This is a genomic window from Longimicrobium sp., from assembly GCA_036387335.1.
Taxonomy (GTDB): Bacteria; Gemmatimonadota; Gemmatimonadetes; order Longimicrobiales; family Longimicrobiaceae; genus Longimicrobium.
Genome location: DASVTZ010000191.1, coordinates 19,007 through 40,184 on the forward strand (window position 1 = coordinate 19,007; position 21,178 = coordinate 40,184).

The 21,178-nt window shown below is 70.0% G+C and carries 20 protein-coding genes, 5 tRNA genes and 1 other RNA gene; 7 read left to right on the forward strand and 19 right to left on the reverse strand.

Features of this window, described 5'->3' with window-relative positions; translation table 11 throughout:
* Positions 1–104 precede the first annotated feature (104 nt).
* The 7 genes from VF647_19090 (at position 105) to VF647_19120 (ending at position 7,748) form a co-directional block, all read left to right on the forward strand.
* On the forward strand, positions 105–1,421 hold the full coding sequence (locus tag VF647_19090) for a PilN domain-containing protein (protein HEX8454202.1): 1,317 nt from the start codon (positions 105–107) through the stop codon (positions 1,419–1,421).
* Positions 1,418–1,981 (forward strand): type II secretion system protein GspM, encoded by a 564-nt coding sequence (gene gspM, locus VF647_19095; protein HEX8454203.1) that lies wholly within the window; start codon positions 1,418–1,420, stop codon positions 1,979–1,981. The genes VF647_19090 and gspM overlap by 4 nt, the downstream gene beginning before the upstream one ends.
* Positions 1,978–2,646, forward strand: coding sequence for a hypothetical protein (locus VF647_19100; GenBank protein HEX8454204.1), 669 nt, complete (start codon positions 1,978–1,980; stop codon positions 2,644–2,646). Before gspM ends, VF647_19100 begins: the two co-directional genes overlap by 4 nt.
* Positions 2,647–2,680: 34 nt before the next feature.
* Entirely contained in the window at positions 2,681–4,339 is a 1,659-nt protein-coding gene (locus VF647_19105) for a secretin N-terminal domain-containing protein (protein HEX8454205.1), read from the forward strand.
* A gap of 7 nt (positions 4,340–4,346) precedes the next feature.
* Positions 4,347–5,837: a type II secretion system ATPase GspE gene (gspE, locus tag VF647_19110; GenBank protein ID HEX8454206.1), complete on the forward strand. Its 1,491-nt coding sequence runs from the start codon at positions 4,347–4,349 to the stop codon at positions 5,835–5,837.
* Between the two features lie 112 nt (positions 5,838–5,949).
* Positions 5,950–7,146 carry a type II secretion system F family protein gene (locus tag VF647_19115; protein ID HEX8454207.1) on the forward strand — a complete coding sequence of 399 codons (1,197 nt, stop codon included), beginning with the start codon at positions 5,950–5,952 and terminating at the stop codon, positions 7,144–7,146.
* Positions 7,146–7,748 (forward strand): prepilin-type N-terminal cleavage/methylation domain-containing protein, encoded by a 603-nt coding sequence (locus VF647_19120; GenBank protein HEX8454208.1) that lies wholly within the window; start codon positions 7,146–7,148, stop codon positions 7,746–7,748. Before VF647_19115 ends, VF647_19120 begins: the two co-directional genes overlap by 1 nt.
* On the opposite strand, the gene VF647_19125 is transcribed toward VF647_19120, so the two are convergent.
* From VF647_19125 to pstS, 19 genes are all read right to left on the reverse strand, one after another.
* Positions 7,696–8,166 (reverse strand): hypothetical protein, encoded by a 471-nt coding sequence (locus VF647_19125; protein ID HEX8454209.1) that lies wholly within the window; start codon positions 8,164–8,166, stop codon positions 7,696–7,698. The genes VF647_19120 and VF647_19125 overlap by 53 nt on opposite strands.
* On the reverse strand, positions 8,142–9,635 hold the full coding sequence (locus VF647_19130; GenBank protein HEX8454210.1) for a hypothetical protein: 1,494 nt from the start codon (positions 9,633–9,635) through the stop codon (positions 8,142–8,144). The genes VF647_19125 and VF647_19130 overlap by 25 nt, the downstream gene beginning before the upstream one ends.
* A 561-nt stretch (positions 9,636–10,196) precedes the next feature.
* A tRNA-Arg gene (locus tag VF647_19135) sits at positions 10,197–10,270 on the reverse strand.
* A 3-nt stretch (positions 10,271–10,273) separates the two neighbouring features.
* Positions 10,274–10,659: RNase P RNA component class A (gene rnpB / locus VF647_19140), an RNA gene on the reverse strand.
* Between the two features lie 17 nt (positions 10,660–10,676).
* A tRNA-Leu gene (locus VF647_19145) sits at positions 10,677–10,760 on the reverse strand.
* A 32-nt stretch (positions 10,761–10,792) separates the two neighbouring features.
* Positions 10,793–10,876 (reverse strand) — tRNA-Leu (locus VF647_19150).
* A gap of 61 nt (positions 10,877–10,937) precedes the next feature.
* Positions 10,938–11,011, reverse strand: a tRNA-Arg gene (locus VF647_19155).
* 43 nt (positions 11,012–11,054) lie between these two features.
* Positions 11,055–11,127, reverse strand: a tRNA-Lys gene (locus tag VF647_19160).
* Positions 11,128–11,290: 163 nt separating this feature from the next.
* A complete protein-coding gene (locus tag VF647_19165) occupies positions 11,291–12,475 on the reverse strand; it encodes an acyl-CoA dehydrogenase family protein (GenBank protein HEX8454211.1) in 1,185 nt (394 codons plus the stop codon).
* A gap of 441 nt (positions 12,476–12,916) precedes the next feature.
* Entirely contained in the window at positions 12,917–13,141 is a 225-nt protein-coding gene (locus tag VF647_19170) for a hypothetical protein (protein ID HEX8454212.1), read from the reverse strand.
* Between the two features lie 5 nt (positions 13,142–13,146).
* The gene (locus VF647_19175) at positions 13,147–13,464 is read right to left on the reverse strand and encodes a hypothetical protein (GenBank protein ID HEX8454213.1); all 318 of its coding nucleotides are present in this window, start codon (positions 13,462–13,464) and stop codon (positions 13,147–13,149) included.
* Between the two features lies 1 nt (position 13,465).
* Entirely contained in the window at positions 13,466–14,479 is a 1,014-nt protein-coding gene (locus tag VF647_19180; protein ID HEX8454214.1) for an isocitrate/isopropylmalate family dehydrogenase, read from the reverse strand.
* A 78-nt stretch (positions 14,480–14,557) separates the two neighbouring features.
* Complete coding sequence (locus VF647_19185; protein HEX8454215.1) at positions 14,558–15,160, reverse strand: hypothetical protein; 603 nt, start codon at positions 15,158–15,160, stop codon at positions 14,558–14,560.
* Positions 15,161–15,359: 199 nt separating this feature from the next.
* On the reverse strand, positions 15,360–16,205 hold the full coding sequence (locus VF647_19190) for a 3-oxoacyl-ACP reductase family protein (protein ID HEX8454216.1): 846 nt from the start codon (positions 16,203–16,205) through the stop codon (positions 15,360–15,362).
* A gap of 475 nt (positions 16,206–16,680) precedes the next feature.
* On the reverse strand, positions 16,681–17,367 hold the full coding sequence (phoU, locus tag VF647_19195) for a phosphate signaling complex protein PhoU (protein ID HEX8454217.1): 687 nt from the start codon (positions 17,365–17,367) through the stop codon (positions 16,681–16,683).
* Positions 17,364–18,182, reverse strand: a complete 819-nt coding sequence (gene pstB / locus VF647_19200; GenBank protein ID HEX8454218.1) for a phosphate ABC transporter ATP-binding protein PstB — start codon at positions 18,180–18,182, stop codon at positions 17,364–17,366. Before pstB ends, phoU begins: the two co-directional genes overlap by 4 nt.
* A gap of 2 nt (positions 18,183–18,184) precedes the next feature.
* Entirely contained in the window at positions 18,185–19,048 is an 864-nt protein-coding gene (pstA, locus tag VF647_19205) for a phosphate ABC transporter permease PstA (protein ID HEX8454219.1), read from the reverse strand.
* Between the two features lie 3 nt (positions 19,049–19,051).
* Positions 19,052–20,050, reverse strand: a complete 999-nt coding sequence (pstC, locus tag VF647_19210; protein HEX8454220.1) for a phosphate ABC transporter permease subunit PstC — start codon at positions 20,048–20,050, stop codon at positions 19,052–19,054.
* A 6-nt stretch (positions 20,051–20,056) separates the two neighbouring features.
* Entirely contained in the window at positions 20,057–21,160 is a 1,104-nt protein-coding gene (pstS, locus tag VF647_19215) for a phosphate ABC transporter substrate-binding protein PstS (protein HEX8454221.1), read from the reverse strand.
* Positions 21,161–21,178: the final 18 nt, after the last annotated feature.

The window sequence follows — 21,178 nt, forward strand, 5'->3', positions numbered from 1 at the left end:
CTTTGTCTTTCCTCTGTGTCTCTGTGTCTCTGTGTGAGCCCTGCCGTTCTGCCTTTTCCCGCGTCTCCGCGTCTCCGCGTGAGGCCCGCTGTTGAGGGGCCGAGATGATCCGCCGCGTGGGAGTCGCGGTGGCGGATGGGGAGCTGCGGACGGCGCTGGTGGAGCGCATCGGGACACGGGTGCGGGTGCGCGGGGTGCACCGCACGCACGTCGCCGGTGCGCGCACGCTGGACGACGCCATCCGCGACGCCGCCGAGGTGCTGGCCCCTGGTCGCCGCGCCGAAGTAGGCGTCGCGCTGTCGCCGCGGGATGCGTGGCTCAAGCTGCTGGCGCTCCCCCCGCTGCCGCCCGCGGACCGCACCCGGCTCGTGGAGATGGAGGCCGAGCGCTACTTCCCCGTGCGCGGCGAGGCGGTACTGGCGGATGCGTCCAGCGAGGGGCCGGTCGCGGCGGCGCGGGCGGACGCGGTGGAGGCGCTCGTGGGGCGCGTGGAGGAGACGCTCGGGCGCGTGGTGGCCGTGGAGCCGCAGGCGCGCGCCGCGGTGCGCGCGTGGGCCGCGCTCCAGCCCGCGCTGGGACGCGGCGTCTTCGCCACCGTCACGCGCACGGGCGAATGGTGGGAGGTGTCCGTGGCGCGCGGGGGGACGCTGCTGGGGCATGCGCGGCTGCTGGGCGCGGAGCCGGAGGCGGTCGCCGATGCCCTCGCCAGCGCCGTGCAGCAGGGCGGAGTGCTGCCGCGCGTGCTGATCGGTGTGGACCCGGCGGAGGAGGAGTGGCTCGCGTCGCGCCTGGCGGCCGCAATCGAGGCGCGGCTCCCCGGCACGGTGGCGGAGGCGTGCGGAGAGCTGGCGCCGGGGGTTCCCGCGGAGTTCGCGGCGGCCATCGGCGCAGCGCTGGCGCCCGCGGGTGGGCTGCTGCCGCCATCGCACCGCGAGCGGCTTAGCGCGTCGGGGCGGCGGCGCACGACGGCGTGGGTGGGGGCGGCGGCGCTCGCCTTCCTCCTCTTCCTCGGCGCCGGCCCCTGGCGCGAGTCGCGCCGCGCGAAGGCGCTGGAGGCCGAAGCCGCCGCGCTCGCCCCCCGCGCCGACGCCGCCGCGGAGCTGCTGGAGCGTGTACGGCGATCCACCTCCACCGTGCGCTTCACCGACTCGCTGGACGCGGCGCGGCCCCGCTGGCTCGACGCGCTCGAAGAGCTGGGGCGGCGCCTTCCGCCCGGCGCGTACCTCACGGAGTTCCAGGCCGACGCGGAGAAGAACTCGGTGGAGATCCGCGGCTACGCGGGGCGCGCCTCGGCCATCGTCCCGCTCCTGGAGCAGTCGCCGCGCTTCTCCGGCGTGGAGTCGGTGGAGCCGGTCACACGCCGCACGGTGGGCTCCGTGGAGCTGGAGAACTTCGCCATCCGCATGCAGGTGGCCCCGTGACGCCGCGCGAGAAGCGGGTCGTCATCGGCGGCGCGGTCGCTGCGGTGCTGATCCTCCTGATCGGCCTGGGTCCGCGCCTGTTCGGCGGCGGCGATGGGGAGAGCGGGGCCGCGCTGCAGGCGGAGCGGGTGGCGCGCTTCCGCGGGCTGGCCGCCAGCCGCGACACGCTGCGCACCCTGTCGCAGAGCGCGGCGGCGGCGGAACGGATCGCGGCGGGGAGGTACCTGGGCGGCAACACGCCGCAGGTGGCCGCGGCGCGCCTCTCCTCCGTGGTCCAGGCGATCGCCGAGGATGCCGAGGTGGAGGTGGTGCGCGAATCCATCCTCCCCCCCGCCCCCGCCGGTCCGGCGACCGCCACCTCGCTCCAGATCGTGGCGCGCGGCGACGCGACGGGGCTGATGGAGCTGCTCAAGGGTGTGGAGCAGAGCCCCGTCCTGCTGCGCGTCGATGACCTGACGGTGGGCGGCGATCCGCGGGAGGGCGCGGGCACGCCGTCCCTCACCATCAGCCTGCGCGTGACGGGTTACCTGCTCCGTCCCGCCGAAGAGGAGGCATCATGACCACGAACGACCGCATCTGGGCCGGCGCCACGGCGCTCCTCCTGGCCGGGGCCATGTGGAGGGCGACGGGAGCCGGCGAGTCACCGCGGGTGATCTGGCCCGAGCTGCCGCGCGCATCCGCCGCCACCCCCCGCCCCCCCGCGCGCGACCCGGAGGCGGTGGTGCGCGGGGCACTGGACCGCAACGTCTTCAGCGCGTCGCGCACGGCCCCGCGGAGCCGCTACCGCGTGGGGATGCAGCTCACCCCCGCCGTAACGCCGACCACGCTGACCATGCCGGCGCCCGCGCCTGCGCCGCCCCCTCCGCCGCCGCCCCCGCCGACCTACCGCGTCGCCGGGACGATGGTCTCCGCCACGGGCGGGATGGCGCTGATCGACGCGGACCCGTCGTCCCCCGGCCCGGAGGTGTACCGGGTAGGCGACGCGGTGGGCGGATACCGGCTGGAGCGGGTGGCGTACGACCACGTGGTGATGGTGGGCGCCATGGGCGAGCTGCGCATGGACGTCGCGCGCCCTGGCGAGGGGCGGCGGGCGGCGGCCGCGGCTGCGTCGCTGCCCTCGGGCACCCCACTTCCCAACGCCGCGCCCACCCCCGAAGTGCCCATGAACCAGCGCGCCAAGAGCGCGGCCAACACCCCGCCCGGCGCCATTCCGCCCGGGTGGTAGCCCCATGTCATCGTCCCGAGCGAGAGTACACCGGGTGAGAAGCCAAACCGTGCACCGTGCGCTGGCCGCCGCGCTGGCCTGCCTCCTCCTCGCCGCGCCGCCCGCGAGCGCGCAGGTGAGGATCAACTACCAGGACGCGGAGCTGACGACGGTTATCAGCGCGCTCGCCGAGATGGCGGGGCTCAACGTCGTCTTCGTGGGCGTCGATCCCGCCACGCGCGTCACCATCAAGATGGGCCGCCCCATCGCGCCGGACGAGATCCCGGGGCTGATCCGCACCATCCTGGAGAGCGCGGGGTTCGCCACGGTGGACCGGGGCGGCATCCTGCAGGTGGTGCCCGCCGGGCAGGCGCCCACGCTGGGGGAGACGCAGGTCTTCGTGCACCCGCTGCGCCACGCATCCGCCACCGAGCTGGCGCTGACGCTGGCCGCCATCTACGGAAGCACCGACGCCGCCAACGCCGCCGCCGGCGACACGCGCGGGCGGCGGTCGCTGAGCGAACAGCTTCGCAGCGAGCGCAACGGCAGCGCCATCGCCACCTTCCCCGGCAGCACCAACACGGTGACGGGCTCCCCGCTCGGCGGCGCGGGACGGGACCGGCCCACGCTGTCGAACCCCAACGCGGGCCAGGCGCCGGTGGTGGGTGGGCTGATGGTGGGCGAGGCGGCCGTGGTCCCCTACACCGCCACCAACTCGCTCATCATCCGCACCACGCCGCGCAACTACGAGCTGCTGCGGCAGACCATCGACCGGCTGGACACGCGCCCGCTGCAGGTGGTGATCGAGGTCTTCGTGGCCGAGGTGACGCTGGACAAGGAGACGCAGTTCGGGGTGGACTGGGTGGCGCGGCTCGGAAACAGCGCGGGCGGGCAGGCGGTGCGCTCGGTGGAGCGCTTCCGCACCCTTGCGGACACGACCCCGGGTGGCGCGGTGGTCACGCTGGGCTTCACCGAGGGCGACTTCGACGTGCGCGCCACGCTGCGCGCCATCGCCGCGGACGCGCGCGTGAACGTGCTGGCCACGCCCAGCGTCCTCGCGCGCAACAACGAGGAAGCGCGCATCCTGGTGGGCAGCCAGGTCCCCTTCACCCAGATCGCGCGCTCGGGGCTCTCGGGTGAGGTGCTCGACCGCGTCGTCCAGTTCCGCGACGTGGGGACGGAGCTCGCCATCGTCCCAACCATCAACCAGGACGGCTACGTCACGCTCAGCGTGCTGCAGCAAGTCTCCACCCTCACCAATCAGACGCTCTTCGGCGCGCCCATCATCACCGTGCGCGAGGCGCAGACCTCGGCCGTGGTGCGCGACCGGCAGACGGTGGTCATCGGCGGGCTGATCGGCTCGGAGGAGTCGCGGTTCCGGCGCGGCATCCCGATCCTCAAGGACATCCCGCTCCTCGGCTACCTCTTCCGCGACACGGAGACGCGCGGCAGGAAAACGGAGCTGGTCATCTTCCTCACGCCCTACCTGGTAGAGTCGGACGCGGACCTGGAGCGGCTGCGCGAGCGCTCCATCGAGCGCACCAACAGCCGCCAGCAGATCCGCAGGGAGCTGGACCGCAACCGGCTGGACAGCGTTCGCGTGGTGCCGTCCGCGCCCGTGCCCGTTCCGCCCGCGCCGCAGGGGACGCCGCCCGCCGCGCCCGTGCCGCCGGTGACGCCGCAGGCGCAGCCCGCGCGCACCCCGCAGCCCTGAGGAGCGCGTGCTCGACGACGTCCGCCCGCTGACCGACCGCCTCTCCGCGCGCTACCTGGAGGAGCACCGCCTCGTCCCCATCCGCCTGGACGGGGACGCGGTGGTGGTCGCCGCATCGGAGCCCCCCGCGCCCGACGTGCTGGGGGAGCTCGCGGCCGTCTTCGAGCGCCCCGTACGCATCGTGGAGGCGCCGCGCGCGGAGATCGAACGCGCCATCGACCGCGCGTACGGGGCGGCGGCATCGACCGTCAACGACGTCATGGCCGACCTGCGCGAGGACGGCCTGGAGCTGGTGACGGAGGGCACCGAGAGCGCGGACGACCTGGAGGGGCTCGCCAACCAGGCGCCCGTCATCCGCCTGGTGAACCTGATCCTCTTCGACGCCCTGCAGCGCCGCGCCAGCGACGTGCACCTGGACGCCATGCCCGACGCCCTGCGCGTCCGCTATCGGGTGGACGGCGTGCTGCGCGAGGTCTCCGCATCGCCCAAGCGCTACCAGGCCGCGGTCGTCAGCCGCATCAAGGTGATGGCCAGCATGGACATCGCCGAGCGCCGGCTGCCGCAGGACGGGCGCATAAGGCTGCGCATGGCGGAGCGCGAGGTGGACCTGCGCGTCTCCACCATCCCGACGGTCAACGGCGAGTCGGTGGTGCTGCGCATCCTGGACCGCTCCGGCGCGCGCACGGCGCTGGAAGACCTGCAGATGGACCCGGACGACCTGCGCCGATTCGTGCGCCTGATCGAGCGCCCGAACGGCATCCTGCTGGTGACGGGCCCCACCGGATCGGGAAAGACGACCACGCTCTACACCGCCCTCTCGCGGCTCAACGACGAGACGCGAAAGATCCTCACCGTCGAAGACCCGGTCGAGTACCAGATCCGCGGCGTGTCGCAGGTGGAGGTGCATCCACGCATCGGCCTGAGCTTCGCCGCCACGCTTCGCTCGATGCTGCGCCAGGACCCGGACGTCATCATGGTCGGCGAGATCCGCGACCGCGAGACGGCGGAGATCGCGGTGCAGGCCGCGCTCACCGGCCACCTCGTCCTCTCCACGCTGCACACCAACGACGCGCCCTCCGCCGTCACTCGCTTGCTGGACATGGGCGTGGAAGACTACCTGGTGGCGGCGACCGTCGAGGGCATCGTGGCGCAGCGCCTCGTCCGCCGCGTCTGCCCGCACTGCTCCGAGCCGCGCCCCGCCGCCGCCGACATGGCCACCCGGCTCGGCGTCGCGCCCGGCACGCTCTTCCGCGAGGGCCGCGGCTGCGATGCGTGCGACGGCACCGGCTACCGCGGGCGCACGGGCATCTACGAGATCCTCAACCTCACCGACCGACTCCGCTCGATGATCGTGGCGAGGGCTCCGCTCGAGGATCTCCGCGCCGCCGCCCGCGCCGAGGGGATGCGCTCCCTGCGCGCCGCCGGCCTCGCCCGCGCGCTCGCCGGCGAGACCACGCTCGAAGAAGTCCTGCGCGTGACGGCGGAGGCCGAAGAGTGACAAGAACTGCATGCCTCACGCGAAGACGCAAAGCCGCAAAGAAAGCACTTCCCTGTCTTTCCTTTGCGTCTTCGCGTCTTTGCGTGAGATTGCTGTTTGGGATGCCCGCGCCATGACGGCATTCCGCTACCGGGCCGCGACGCCGGAAGGGAAGATCGTGGAGGGCGTGCTCCAGGCGCCCTCGCGAGACGGTGTGCTGGCCGACCTGCGCGCGCGGGCGCTCTTCCCCGTGGCCGTGGAGGAGGCGGGCGACGCGGAGGTATCGGGCGGGCGAGCGGGGCGCGCCGGGGCATCGCTGCGGCTGCAGCTCACCCGCTCGCTCTCCACGCTGCTGGAGTCGGGCTTCCCCGTGGACCGCGCCCTCTCCGTCGCCGCGGACCTGACGGACGACGCGATGCTGCGCGGCGTGGTGCAGGCGGTGCGGCAGGACGTTCGCGCCGGGCGGCCGCTCTCGGATGCCTTCGGGGCGCACCCGCGCATCTTCCCGCCCGTATACGTCGCCATGGTCGCGGCCGGCGAGGCGGGCGGGACGCTGGGGCCCACCTTTGGCCGCCTCGCCACGCTCCAGGAAGAGGAAGCCGAGCTCCGCTCCAGCCTCGTCTCCGCCCTGCTCTACCCGGCGCTGATGATGTTCGCGGGTGGGATGGCGGTTACGCTCCTGGTCTTCGTCGTCCTGCCGCGGTTCGCGGGCGTGCTCCAGGACGCGGGCGCGAAGCTCCCCTTCACCACCCGCGTCCTCCTGGCGACGACCACAGCCGCGAGCCGCTGGGGATGGCTGGTCGCGCTGGTGGTGGCCGCGGGCGTCTGGGCGTTCGCGTATGCCATCCGCACCCCCGCCGGCCGAGCGAAGTGGGACGCGCTCCTCCTGCGCATCCCCGGCGTCGGCGACCTGATCCGCCGCGTCGCCACGGCGCGCATCGCCCGCATCCTGGGCATGCTCCTGCAGAACGGCGTCCCCCTCGTCAACTCGCTGGAGATCGCGCGCGGGACCGCGGGAAACGTCGTCCTCGCCCGCGGCCTGGGCGATGCCGTGCGCGCCGTCCGCGAGGGGAAGACGCTCGCCGCATCCGCCGGACCCGTGCTCCCCAAGCTGGCGCGCCAGATGATGTCCGTGGGCGAGGAGACCGGCACGCTCCCCGAGATGCTTCTGCGCGTCGCCACCGTGTACGACCGCCAGGTGCGCGACACCCTCAAGCGCGCCATCACCCTCGTGGAGCCCACGCTGATCCTGCTGTTCGGCGCCATCGTCGGCTTCATCGCGCTGGGCATGCTCCAGGCGATCTACAGCATCAACGCGGGCGCGCTCTGATGCGGCGCCGCGACGGCTTCACCCTGATCGAGCTGATCGTGGTGATCGCGATCATGGGGATCATGCTCTCCGTCTCCGTCGCCGCGCTCGGCCGCACCTTCGGCACCGAGACGACCCCCGCGGGCATCGTGGGCGAGCTCGCATCCGAAGCCCGCCTCCAGGCCGCGCGCCGCGAGGAGCCCATCCGCGCCACCCTCCTCTCCGACGGCAGCTACCGCCTCGCCTCCGCCCGCACCGACTCCGTCATCGGCGAGGGGAAGCTGGCCATCCAGGGCGTGCAGCCCAGCCCCTGGTCCGCCACCTTCTTCCCCCTCGGCACCTCCACCCGCTCCGACCTCCGCATCCGCCTTGACGACAGCTGGCACACCGTCCGCCTCGACCCGGTCACTGGCAGCGTGCAGACCGTGGAGCAGGCACGTACGACACGCTTGATAACAGGTCGGGAAGCAACAGAGGCACAGAGAAGATCATCTCTCTGTGCCTCTACTTCGTCATCACTCGCGAACGCGCCTGCGTTGCTCCTAAACAGGTTTGCGCCCTATGGCACGTCTATACGAGCAGGTTATCCACCACAATCTCCAGCGTTTCCTTCTCCAGGATGAGCGTGAGCGTGCGTCCACTGACCTGAACTCCCCGTGCGATGGGGGTAGTATCGAGCACTGGAACGACATAGTACTTCCCGATCTGCACGATGATGAGCCGGTGCGGAAATAGACCGACCGGTAACCGTGCCTCGACGGCGGCTGCCACGGCGGAACAGGTGGCCGCATCAGACACGGGGCTGATCGGTGCCCCGGGATCTACTTTGACTAGCCCATGCGCGCTTCTGAACTCGACACTTTCTTCGTCGGTCCCCACGAAGTCGGGTGCAAGATCTTCGACCCATCCAGCCGCTTCCGCAGAGTCGGAGCACGCAGTTGTACGCTCTGCGGACTGTGCGCCGGACATAGGCGCGAGCGTCAAGGAGATTCCGATCAGGAACACGACGGCCGCGCCTAATGACTGGTGCCGGTAACGCATCGGTTTGCTCCGCTGTTTAGATGAAGGGTGGTTTTCACCGGCGTACCGCCGCTTGGACTTTTCCGTTCCCATCGGTGAATGTGCCGCGGGTCAACTACGTACCCTGGGTAATCCTTGCTACCATCCTTCCACGGCCCAAGGTCCAAAGAACTCGGGCCATCTTGATATGCAACGTTCGGAAACGAACTTGCGGGAAACTGGGTGCATGTACCAGGATTGGCAACCTGCCCGTTGTATGCGGTCGGATGTGAGTGCACGCGAGCCAAAATCTGATACGCGTTGTTTTTATAATGTACGTCCTCGTCTTGATAGTACGCGAGCTGGCATCCGTCCGGAGCACCAGCCGTGCTCGGAAAATATTCGACCTTTCCATCCTTCTCGGCGATAAGCCCACCATGCTCATACCGCGTACTAAGTGGCCCATCAAAGTTCGTCTGCTTTGCGAGATCCAGCAGAATCTGTTGCACCCCAGGTCGTTGCAAGGTCGGATCACCAGGAGGTTCCTTGAAGAAATCACAGACATTCAAACGCGTGCTCGCCGACAGATCCACCCCAGCGACTTTGCCCCTCACCGTAACGCTACCGCCCTGAAGTGGCTGAAAGCTCCAGCTCTTTACATCGCCTGCCTGACTCGCTGCGGCGCCCGAATCTCCCGCGAAGCTGAAGCTCTCGACTACGAAGGTAGCGCTGCTCGGCTGCGCGGCGGCGGTGCAGGTCGTCGTGATTCCACGAGGAAGGCGGGACGGCACGCAGGACAATGTCAGGCTGGGAGGCGTGACTTTCACCACCTGGCTCAGCGCGTCGACCACGTTATTGTCCATGATCCCTCGCGCGCGCATCCGACCGCTCTTGGTCACGCTCATCGTGCACGTGGTTTTCCCTTCGCATTCGGACAGAGCGGACCAGTTCGGGGACGTCACGGAAGTGGACAGGAGCGCACGGGGAGCGCGTGACGCGGAAGCGGTTCCCGTGGGGAGGGTGTCTCCTTCGACGAAGACCCAGCGAAGACCGCTGAGTGCGCCGGGACCTGTGGCGGTGAAATTCACCCGAGTCGCGGGATCTACCTGCTCCTGGTCGGCGCGAACGCTGAGCGGGTTGAACTCCTCCACAATTACGGTTTGTCCACCCGAGAGGAGGTAGTGCCCTGCCCGATCCGGATCGTGGGTGCAGGCGTAGCAGTCCCCCAGATCGTACAAGCCTGAACGGCCCACGAGCACTGGGGTGCCGGCGCTGACCCACATCACGTCCTCTGCGGTCGCTCCGTCACCAGATTGGGGAGTCCACATGTAATACGCGTTGTGCATCGCCACCTGCACCTGCAAACCGGCCTGAACTCCCAGCGGACCCACGGAGGCACCGTCGTACGGAGGCGGACACTCCGATGGGGGTCCCGGATTGCAGAACTTCCGTACCCACTCCGGATCGGCCTTCACCTCCACCGTGCCCGCCACCCGGATCCGAATCCACATGTCTCGGGGTATCACGATGCCGGTGGGATTCAGATGCACGACACCGAACTCGTATTTCGTACTCGACGGGACCGGAATCGTATGGCTCGCGCTGAACGAAGGTGCCGTTACAGCGGCAGGTGTTCCCTCGGGCCGCATCCCTCCAGCCGGAGAGGTGGGCTGATCGGCGCAGGCCACGGCGAACGGAACCAGGGCGGTCCCTGCAAACCGAGCGAGAAGCGCCGTTAGTCTCGGCACCAGTGATAACGGCGGGAATCGAGTCATCCGTAGCGGATGTGATTAGTAGTACGGGAAAGCAGCCGAGAACCAGCCCGTACCTGGATTGGCAGATCGCTGGCAAAGCACGGCGGCACCACTTCTGACGTTTTGCGGCCGCATCCGGTTCTGTCAAATCTAGATGTTCTACGCCGTTCGCGCGACTGTTGCAAGAGGTACGTCGCCGAGAAGATGGTGGCGGGGCGAACGTTTCGTTACCAGTACCGTTACCATGAGGCTCTCAAGGCGGCAGCCAAACAAAAGAAGCCCCGCGGCAAAGTGCCGTGGGGCTTCGTGTTGGTGCAGTGCGCTCGACAGGATTCGAACCTGTGGCCTTCGCCTCCGGAGGGCGACGCTCTATCCAGCTGAGCTACGAGCGCAGATGTTCAGGGAGGCGAATAAGCCGAGTTCTGTCCCCGGCGAGCCGGGGGAGGACCATTTCTCTGGGACCGGCGTTGCCGCCGGCCTCGTGCAGCCTACCCGTGACTGTGAAGAACCGGGGTCCTTCGCGGGACGGGCCGCCCCTCGTCACTGCTTGGCCTTGCTCCGGGTGGGGCTTGCCGTGCCACGGCTGTCGCCAGCCGCGCGGTGCGCTCTTACCGTCACCGTTTCACCCTTGCCTGTGCTGCCCCGAAGGGAGCCATCGGCGGTTTGCTTTCTGTTGCGCTTTCCGTCGCCTCGCAACGCCCGGACGTTATCCGGCACCCTGCCCTGCGGAGCTCGGACTTTCCTCGACGCCGAAGCGCCGCGGTCCTCACTCGCCTCCCAGATCCGAATTGTCAAAGATGCCCAGGAGAGGACTCGAACCTCCACGCCGGTTAAGGCACCAGATCCTTAGTCTGGCCTGTCTACCAATTTCAGCACCTGGGCACAAACAACAGCCGGTACCAGGCTTCGGACAGTGCTCTCGAGAGGACTCGAACCTCCACGGGCTTACGCCCACTAGATCCTGAATCTAGCGCGTCTACCAATTCCGCCACAAGAGCGAGAATGTCCGTAGCTGGTACCGACTGGCCGGAGGCGCGGGGGTTAGCCACGCCGCCGAAGTGCGCCCGGAGAGATTCGAACTCCCGACCTTCTGATCCGTAGTCAGACGCTCTATCCAGCTGAGCTACGGGCGCATATACCGACGGTTCTGTCAAAAAAACACGCTTGCGCGTGAAGTGCACCGAGTAGGAATCGAACCTACAACCTTGGGATTAAGAGTCCCCTGCTCTGCCAGTTGAGCTATCGGTGCGTTGCCACTGGAAGCCTTTCAAGCTAGGCATTCCGACCGAGATTGTCAACCCGCCGCCGGGCCGAACCTCAAAGCTACGGCCGTTGCGGGCCACGAATATGTCAACCCGCCCGATCTCCGTCAACCCCTCCCGCCCACGCCGCGGGAGGGGCCGCCGAACGCCTCAGTACGCGGCGTAGCCGGTGACGTCCTGGCCCAGGATGAGGCCGTGGACGTCGTGCGTGCCCTCGTAGGTGTAGACGGACTCCAGGTTGGCCATGTGGCGCATGGCGGAGTACTCCACCAGGATGCCGTTGCCGCCCAGCAGGCGCCGCGCCTCGCGCGCGACGTTGGTGGCGATGTCCACGTTGTTGCGCTTGGCGAGCGACACCTGCTCCGGCCGCATCGTCCCGGCGTCCTTGAGGGTGCCCAGGCGCCAGGCCAGGAGCTGCGCCTTGGTGATATCGGTGAGCATCTCGGCCAGGCGCGTCTGCTGGAGCTGCGTGGCGGCGATGGGCTTGCCGCCGAACTGCACGCGGTTCTTGGCGTACTGCAGCGCCTCGTCGTAGCACGCCATCGCCGCGCCAACGGCACCCCACGCGATGCCGTAGCGCGCCTGCGTCAGGCACATCAGCGGGCTCTTGAGCCCCCCGGACTTGGGCAGCAGCGCCGTCTCGGGCACGTGTACGTCCTGCAGCACCAGCTCCGACGTGTCGGACGCCAGCAGGGAGAGCTTCCCCTTCTGGTCTCGCGCGGTGAAGCCGGGCGTGTCGGTGGGGACGATGAAGCCGCGGATCGACTTGGTGTCGTCCAGCTCGCCCGTCTTGGCCCAGATGATGGCGATGTTCGCGGTGGAGCCGTTGGTGATCCACATCTTGGCCCCGTCGATCACGTAGCCGTCGTCCGTCTTGCGGGCGCGCGTGATCATCCCGCCGGGATTGGAGCCGAAGTCGGGCTCGGTGAGGCCGAAGCAGCCGATCACCTCGCCGGCGGCCATGCGCGGCAGGTACTCGCGCTTCTGCTCCTCGCTGCCGAAGGCGTAGATGGGGTACATGCAGAGCGCGCCCTGCACCGACGCGAACGAGCGGATCCCGGAGTCGCCGCGCTCCAGCTCCTGCATGATGAGGCCGTACGAGACGTTGTCCAGCCCCGCGCACCCGTACTCTTCGGGAAGGTTGGCGCCGAACACACCCAGCTCCGCCATCCCGGGGATGAGCTGCTTCGGCAGGTAGCGGCCGATGTACGCGTCGTTGATCACGGGGAGCAGGTTCTCGTCCACCCACTCGCGCACCGTGTCGCGGATCATCCGCTGCTCCTCGGTGAGCAGCCCGTCTATGTCGTAGTAGTCGACGCCCTGGAACCTGGCCATCGCTCTTGCCTGTCGAAGGATTGTATAAGCCGCTGCGATGCGGGAATATAGGCCGTGCGGGGGAGGAGCGGCAAGCACCCGGCCCCCACCCCCCGGCCCCCTCCCCCGCCTGCGGGGGCGCAGGGCGGGTGAGGGGGAGAACATCCTGTCCGTTGCGCAGATCGCGCCCGTGCCCGGCGCCGCTCCGCCCCTCGCCTCACGCACCCCAACCTTGGTAGGGGCAGACCTGCGTGTCTGCCCACCCTCTCCCCCGCGCCGATCTCTGCCTCGCAAACCGATCCCCGTAGGGGCAGCCCCGCGTGGCTGCCCGTGCCTTCCCCCGCGCCGCCCCCCGCACCCGCGCACCCATGCCCGCCAAACACCAAACGCCCCTCCCCCAGGTAGTTTTGGGGGAGGGGCCGCGAGTCGACGAGCGGGGGAGGGGGCCCGCCCCGCCCCCGCCTACTCGATCGTGTGCGACCCGTCCCGTTCCGTCTCCGCGACGCCGGGCTTGGCTTTGCGGTGGTCGTACAGGGCCCACCAGAGCAGGAGGAACCCCGCCAGCGACGCCACACCCGCACCCACCGTCGCGGTGTGGAAGAGGCGGCCGATGCCGAAGCCCAGCAGGATGCCTCCGACCGTGGCGGCCAGGACGTTGATCAGGGGGTTCGCGAGGAAGCCGCGCATCGCCGTCACCCCCGCGCGCGGGGCGTCATGCGGCCGCGGATGACGTCGAACGCGACGCGCCGCGCCACCTTGAACACCACCCACGCCAGCGCCACCCCCAGCGCGATCCACACCACCATGAAGCGCGACTCCAGCAGCCCGCCCCACACCAGCAGGTAGCCGAAGAGCAGGCCGAAGACCACCGCCGGCGCCCACGCCACCCGCGTGGAGCGGGAGACCAGGCGCGCGCGGCAATCCGAGCACCATCCGGCCGCGTCCGGCTTGTCGTTCTCGCCGAACTGGCGGCCGCAGACGCGGCAGGGGCCCGTCCACTCTTCGGACATGCTAGAGCCGCCGGATGAGGGCGTCGGTGAACGAGTCCGTCGTACCGGTGCCGCCCAGATCGGGGGTCAGCGTGTCGTTCTCGCGGATTGCGCCCTCCAGCGCCGCGACGATGCGGCGCGACGGCTCGCGCATCCCCAGGTGGTCCAGCATCAGGGTGGCGCCCATGAGGAGCGCGGCCGGGTTGGCGATGTTCTTCCCCGCGATGTCCGGCGCGGAGCCGTGCACCGCCTCGAAGATCGCCGCGTCCTTGCCGATGTTTGCGCCCGGCGCCAGACCGAGGCCGCCCACCAGCCCCGCGATCAGGTCCGAGAGGATGTCGCCGAACATGTTCTCGGAGACGATCACGTCGAACCTGCCCGGATCCATCACCAGCTTCATGGCGGCGGCGTCGATGATCTGGTCCTCGAACTCCACGCGGCCCTCGTACTCCTTTGCGATCTCCTTCCCCAGGTCCAGGAAGAGGCCCTGCGTGTACTTGAGGATGTTGGCCTTGTGCGCCAGCGTCACCTTCTTGCGCCCGTTGTTCACGGCGTACTCGAAGGCGTAGCGCAGGATGCGGTTGACGCCGAAGCGCGTCACAAGCATCACCGACTCGGCGGCGGCGCGCGGGTCGTCGCCGATGCCGATGTAGTGCTCCACGCCGCTGTACAGCCCCTCGGTATTCTCGCGGATCAGGACGATGTCGACCGCCTCGTAGCGCCCGCCCTGCACCAGGGTGCGCGCGGGGCGCACGTTGGCGTACAGGTCGAACTCCTTGCGCAGCGCCACGTTGATGGAGCGGAAGCCGACGCCTGACGGCGTGGTCAGCGGCCCCTTGAGCGCCACGCGCGTCTCGCGAATGGAGTCGATCGTCTCCTGCGGGAGCGGGGTGTTGTGCGTGGCGACGGCGGATACGCCCGCCGGCCTCTCGTCCCACGCGAGCTCGGCGCCGGCGGCTTCCAGCACGCGCACCACGGCACGGGTGATGTCGGGCCCGATTCCGTCACCGGGGATCAGCGTTACGGTCTGCGGCATGGGGTACGGCTTCAGTGGTAAGGGACAGGGTAAACAGTACAGACGGATGGGCCGTGCAAGACGGATGCGAGCGCGCGCTCAGCGGCTCCCCGCCACCAGCATCCGCTCCGCCAGCGCGGCGGCGGCGCTGGCGAGGGCGGTGCGGTCGAAGCTCGGCCGCTCGTCGCCCTCCGCGTCGCCGTGCCAGATGACGCGGGCGCTGCGGGCGTCCACCACCGCGGCCGTCATCCTCACGCGCCCCCCTGCGCTCCCCGGCATCCATCGCGCGGCGCGGGGGATGACGACGACGCGCGCGTCGGCCAGCGCGGAGTAGCGCCGCACGATGCCGCCCAGCGGGTCCACGATGGAGCGCTCGCCATGATGGATGTACGGGTCATCGGGGAGCGTGCCGGGGTCCGCCGCGTAGCCCGGTGCCGCGCGCAGCGCCCGCCGAAGCTGCTCGGGCGTCACCCACTGCGCGCGCGCGTCGCGCTCGGCGAGGGCGAACACCAGCTCGCTCGTCGCCTCGTCGCGCGTCCCCACCCCCTCCGCCGCCTGTACGGGAAGGATCAGCACCCGCTGCCCTCCCAGGTCCATCGCTGGCATCGCCACCGGCGCGGGCACGGTCGCCGGGCCCGGTGCCGCGGCACGCTGCCCGCCGCACCCGGCGAGGGCCAACGCCAGAACGAAAAACGCTCTCATACCAGGTTCCGTGTGCATCCTAAAACCGCAGGGTCTCACGCGGAGGCGCGGAGACGCGGAAGAGAAAAGAGGAGGACAGAAGGAGTTCACACAAAGCCACAATAGCGAACTGAAAGAACAACCATCATCGCTTTCTCTCCCTGTTCTCCTCTCTGCGTCTCCGCGTCTCCGCGTGAGACTTCTGTCTCGTGTCCCGCCATCAAAGCAGGTGCCCGCCGTCTACGGGGATGACCGCGCCGGTGATGTGGCGCGCGTACTCGGAGCAGAGGAACATGACCACGTTGGCTACGTCCTGCGGATCGCCCAGGCGGCCCAGGACGGCGCGCTCGCGGGCCGTGTCCAGGATCTCCGCGGGGACGCCACTGGTGAGGCGCGTAGTGCGGATGTAGCCCGGCGCCACCGCGTTCACGTTCACGTTGCTCGGCCCCAGCTCCAGTGCCGCCGAGCGGGTGAGGCCCAGCAGCCCCGCCTTGGACGCGCTGTAGTTGGCCAGCCCGAACTCGCTGCGGATGCCGTGCACCGACGACACGTTCACGATCTTGCCGTCGGACTGGCGGCGGAACATGGGCGCCACCGCGCGGATCATGTGGAAGGCGCCCGTCAGGTTGGTGTCCAGCACCGTCCTCCACTGCTCGTCCGTCAGCCGCCAGAGGGCGCGGTCGCGGGCGATGCCGGCGTTGTTCACCAGGATGTTGATGGCGCCCAGCTCCTCGTGCGTGTCGTTCACGAAGCGCTTCACCTCGCCCGGGTCGCGCACGTCGCACGATGCGTGGTGCACGCGCACCTCCATCTGCGCGATCTCGCGCGCGGTGGCCTCGGCCTCCTCGCGCAGGTCCTCGCCGTCGTCGTAGCAGAAGTAGTTGAACGCCACGGCGGCCCCGTGCCTCGCGAACTCCAGCGCGATCGCCCTGCCGATCCCCGTGGCCCCGCCCGTGACGATGGCGACGCGCCCGCGCAGGCTGGAGCCGTAGCCCAGCGACTTGCTCTGCGTCTCCTCGCTCATCTCCACCAGGAGCTGCTCCACCTGGTCCTGCATCTGGACCATCTCGGGAGCGGTCGGGGAGTACTGCGCCGCGGGTTGCGGGGTGTGGCCGTGGGGAAGTCGCTCGCTGGGGTGCGGAGGCATCAAGCGACCCGGGGGTGGGAGGTACGATGCTGCTGTGCGCGCGGAAGCTTACGGGCACGGGAGGGTGGGGTGCAAGCTCCCGGCGCGCGGGCACAGGGCGGCCATCGTTACACAGAGCAAGCTCCGCGCCGGGCCAACGCTGCGCGTGCGGGGGCGGAGGGTTCCCCCTTTTATGTCATCCTGAGGGAGCCGCGGGACAGGCCTCCGTGGAACGCCGGACTCCGCCGGCGACCGAAGGATCTAGCCGGCGAAGCAGGAGGCCTGCGTTCGAAGGCGGTCCTCGCGTCACGCGCAGTAGATCCTTCGCTCCGCGCCAGACATGGTCGAAGGGGCGAGGACGGTGCGGCGCGTCGCTCAGGATGACAAAGGGAAAGTGCCCCGCAATGACGGCCCGCTATGCGCCGGAGAGCGCCCCCGCCCCGTGTTTGATCGAGCGGCCTTCGACCAGGAAGACCACGTCCTCGCCGATGTTGGTGGCGAGGTCGGCGATGCGCTCGAGGTTGCGGCTCGCGAGGAAGAGGGACATGGCGCTGCCGATGCGGCGCGGGTCCTCCATCATGTGCGTGACGAGGATGCGGAAGACGGAGTCGTGGAGCTGGTCCACGCGGTCGTCGCGGCGGCACACCTCGCGCGCGCCGGCCGCATCGCCGCGCACGAAGCAGTCGAGGGCGTCGGAGAGCATCTCGCGGGCGAGGCGCGACATCTCGTCGATCTCCGCCAGCTCCATGCTCACCGGGTGCTCCGCCTGGTGGCGCACACCCTCGGCGATGTTGACGGCGTGGTCGCCTACCCGCTCCAGGTCGTTGGAGATCTTCATCGCCATGGTGATCAGCCGTAGGTCGCGCGCCATCGGCTGCTGAAGCGCCAGCAGGTGGATGCAGGTGTCGTCCACCGCGATCTCCATGGCGTCCAGATCGTTGTCGCGCGCGATCACCTGCTCCGCGAGCGACACGTCGCGCTCCGTGCGGGCCTGCACCGCCATCCCCACCAGATCCTCGGCCAGCGCGGACATGTTGAGGAGCTGGTGCTTGAGGCGCGCCAGCTCCTCGTGGAAGTGGCGCACTCCCGGCGTCGGGCTCATCCGAACCTCCCGGTGATGTACGCCTCGGTGCGGTCCTCGCGCGGGTTGGTGAAGATCTGGTGCGTCGATCCCACTTCCACCAGCCCGCCCATGTAAAAGAAGGCGGTGACGTCCGACACGCGCGCCGCCTGCTGCATGTTGTGGGTCACGATCACGATGGTGTACTCGTCCTTGAGCTGGTAGATCAGCTCCTCGATCTTCTGCGTGGCGATGGGGTCCAGCGCGCTGGCGGGCTCGTCCATCAGCAGCACCTCAGGCTGCACCGCCAGCGCCCGCGCGATGCAGAGGCGCTGCTGCTGCCCGCCGCTGAGCCCGAGCGCGCTGCGGTCCAGGCGGTCCTTGACCTCGTCCCACAGCGCGGAGGATTGCAGCGAGCGCTCCACGATCTCGTTGAGCTCCGCGCGGCCGCGTGCGAGGCCGTTGACGCGCGCGCCGTACGCCACGTTGTCGTAGATCGACTTGGGGAAGGGGTTGGACTTCTGGAAGACCATCCCCACCCGCTTGCGCAGGTTCACCACGTCCAGCCGGTCGCGGTAGACGGACTCGCCGCGGATCAGGATCTCGCCGTCGTGCCGCACGCCCGGGATCAGGTCGTTCATGCGGTTGATGGAGCGCAGAAAGGTGCTCTTGCCGCACCCCGACGGGCCGATCAGCGCCGTCACCTGCCGCTCGGGCACCTCCAGCGTGATGCCGTTGAGCGCGCGGTTGCCGCCGTACCAGAAGGAGAAGTCGCGCGCCTCCACGGCGAGCGGCACGGTGGCGTTCGCGGGCGCAGCCGGCGCGGTGCGCGGCGCGGCGGTGGCGATCTGTTGCATGTTCAGCGTCCCTTGTATGGGCTGCGGATGAGGAGGCGGGCCGCGAGGCTCACCCCCAGCACCAGCGCGATCAGCAGGAGCGACGCGGCCCAGGCCAGGCGGTGCCACTCCTCGTAGGGCGAGATGGCGTACTGGAAGATCTGCACGGGGAGCGCGGCGATCGGCTCGTTCAGCTTCCACCCCCAGAACGGGTTGCCGAGCGCGGTGAAGAGGAGCGGCGCCGTCTCGCCCGAGATGCGCGCCAGCGCCACCAGCACGCCGGTCAGGATGCCGCTGCGCGCCGCGGGGAGCACGATCCCCAGCGTGGTGCGCCAGCGGGTGAAGCCCAGCGCCAGGCCGCCGTCGCGCAGCTCGCGGGGCACCAGGCGAACCATCTCCTCGGTGGTGCGAGTGACCATGGGGATGAGCATGATGGCCAGCGCCACGCCCCCCGCCAGCGCGGAGAAGTGCCCCATCGACACCACCACCCACGCCCACACGAAGATGCCGATGACGATGGACGGGATTCCGTTCATCACGTCGGTGATGAAGCGGATTGCGTTGGCCACGCGGCTCCCCTCCGCCTCGGCCAGAAAGAGCCCCGCGCCGATGGCCACGGGCAGCCCGAAGACGGCGCCGAGCCCCACCAGGATGGCGGTGCCCAGGATGCCGTTCCCCACTCCGCCGCCGGGCTCGCCCACCGGCGCCGGGGTCTCGGTGAAGAAGTCGCCGTTCATGGCCGTGATCCCGGCCCGCAGCAGGTGCCACAGGATCAGCACCAGCGGGAGCACCGTGAGCAGCGCCGCTACCCCGGTCATCGCCAGCATCACGGTGCTGGTGGTGCGCCGCCGCCGGTCGCGCCACGAAGGCGCCGTCGCGGTGTTCATCGTCTACTTCCCCGCGCGGCGCGCGACCCGCCACACCAGCAGGCGCGCCACCGAGTTGACCACGATGGTGATGCCGAAGAGGATCAGGCCGATCTCCATGAGCGCGGCCAGGTGCAGGTCGTCGGAGGCCTCGCTGAACTCGTTGGCGAGCACGCTGGCCATGGTGTAGCCGGGCGCGAAGAGCGAGGTGGGGATGTCCGGCCGGTTGCCGATGACCATGGTGATGGCCATCGTCTCGCCCAGCGCGCGGCCCAGCCCCAGGATGGTGGCGCCGATGATTCCCGGAACCGCGTAGGGGAGCACGACCTGCCACGTCATCTCCCAGCGCGTGGCGCCCAGGGCGAGCGCGGCCTCACGCTGGTCGCGCGGCACGGCGGCCAGCACCTCGCGCGAGACGGCGGAGATGAAGGGGACGATCATGATGGCCAGGATCGCCCCGCCCGCCATGATGCTGGTGCCGTACGCCGGCCCCGCAAAGAGCGGAAACGAGTCGCCGAACGCGCCCGCCAGCGGCTGCTGGATGCTGGAGCGCAGCCAGGGCACCAGCACGAAGATCCCCCACAGCCCGTAGACCACGGAGGGGATGGCGGCCAGCAGCTCGGTTCCGAACGCCACCGGCGCGGCCACCCAGCGCGGCGACAGCTCGGTAAGAAAGATGGCGAGCCCCACGGCAAGCGGCACCGCGATCAGCAGCGCCAGGAGCGACGACGCCAGCGTACCGAAGATGAAGGGAAGCGCGCCGTAGCTCCCGGCGACCGGGTTCCAGTCGGACCCCACGACGAAGCCGCCGCCGAACCGCCGCAGCGCGGGCCAGGCGGCGGTCCCCACGCGCAGCAGGATGAAGCCGAAGAGGATGGGGATCGCCGCGCCGAACGCGCCCAGCGTGATGGCGTAAGCGCGGTCCGCCAGGTTGCCGTGGCGCACGGACGGCAGCACGCGGCGGACCCAGGACGGGGGTCCGCCGCCCGCCAGCACGCCTGCCTGCTCGGGAGTGGGCTGCATCGCGCGTCAGCCGGTCAGCGCGGGCTGGCGCTGGGGGCCGCAGGTGACGCCCTGGAGCTTCTGCAGCACCTGCGCGCGCACAGCGTCCGGCAGCGGCGCGTAGTGGAGCTGCCGCGCCATCTCGCCGCCCTCCGCGAGCGTCCAGCGCACCAGCCCCACGAGCGCCTTCGCCTTGCCGCAATCCTCCATCTGCCCGGGGACCAGCAGGTAGGTGAACGACGACACCGGGTACGCCTGCGCGCCGGGCGCGTTCACCACCGACATGCGCAGGTCGGGGTGCTGCCGGAGCTGCTCGCCCAGGTCGGCGGCCGCGGCGGTGGTCGACTCCACGCTGGGCTGCACGAAGGCGCCGGCCGAGTTGCGCAGCGCCGTCACCGGGAGCTGGTTCTGCGTGGCGTAGGCGAGCTCCACGTATCCGATGGCGCCCTCGCTCTGCTTCACCGAGCCCGTCACCCCCTCATTCCCCTTGGCACCGAGGCCGGTGGGCCACTTCACCGACTTCCCCGTCCCCACCCGCTCCTTCCACTCGGGGCTGATGGTGGTCAGGTAGTCGGTGAAGACGTGCGTCGTGCCGCTGCCGTCCGTGCGGTACACGGGCAGGATGTCCGCGTTGGGGAGCGCGACGCCGGGGTTGAGGCCGGCGATGCGCGCGTCGTTCCACTTGCGGACGGTGCCCAGGTAGATGGCGGCCAGCGTGGGCCCGTCCAGCCGCAGCGGCTGGCGCAGGCCGCGGAGGTTGTACGACACCGCCACCGACCCCAGCACCGTGGGCACGTGCAGGATCCCCGGCTTGCGGGCGAGCTCCGCGTCCGTCATCGGCGCGTCCGATGCGCCGAAGTCCACGGTGCCCTGCGTGATCTGCCGGATACCGGCGCCCGAGCCCACGGAGGCGTAGTTCACGCGCACCGGGTTGCTCTGGCCGTAGGTGGCGAACCACTTGGAGTAGATGGGCATGGGGAAGGTGGCGCCCGCGCCCGTCAGCGTGACGGTGCCCGGCGCGGCGCCCGCGCTCCCCTTCATCGCGCCCGGCGTGCTCCCCCCGCCGTCCCCGCCGCACGCGGCGAGAAGGGAGAGCGCGAGCACGGCGGGCAAGAAACGGCGATTCGTCATGTCGGTAGTCCACGGTTG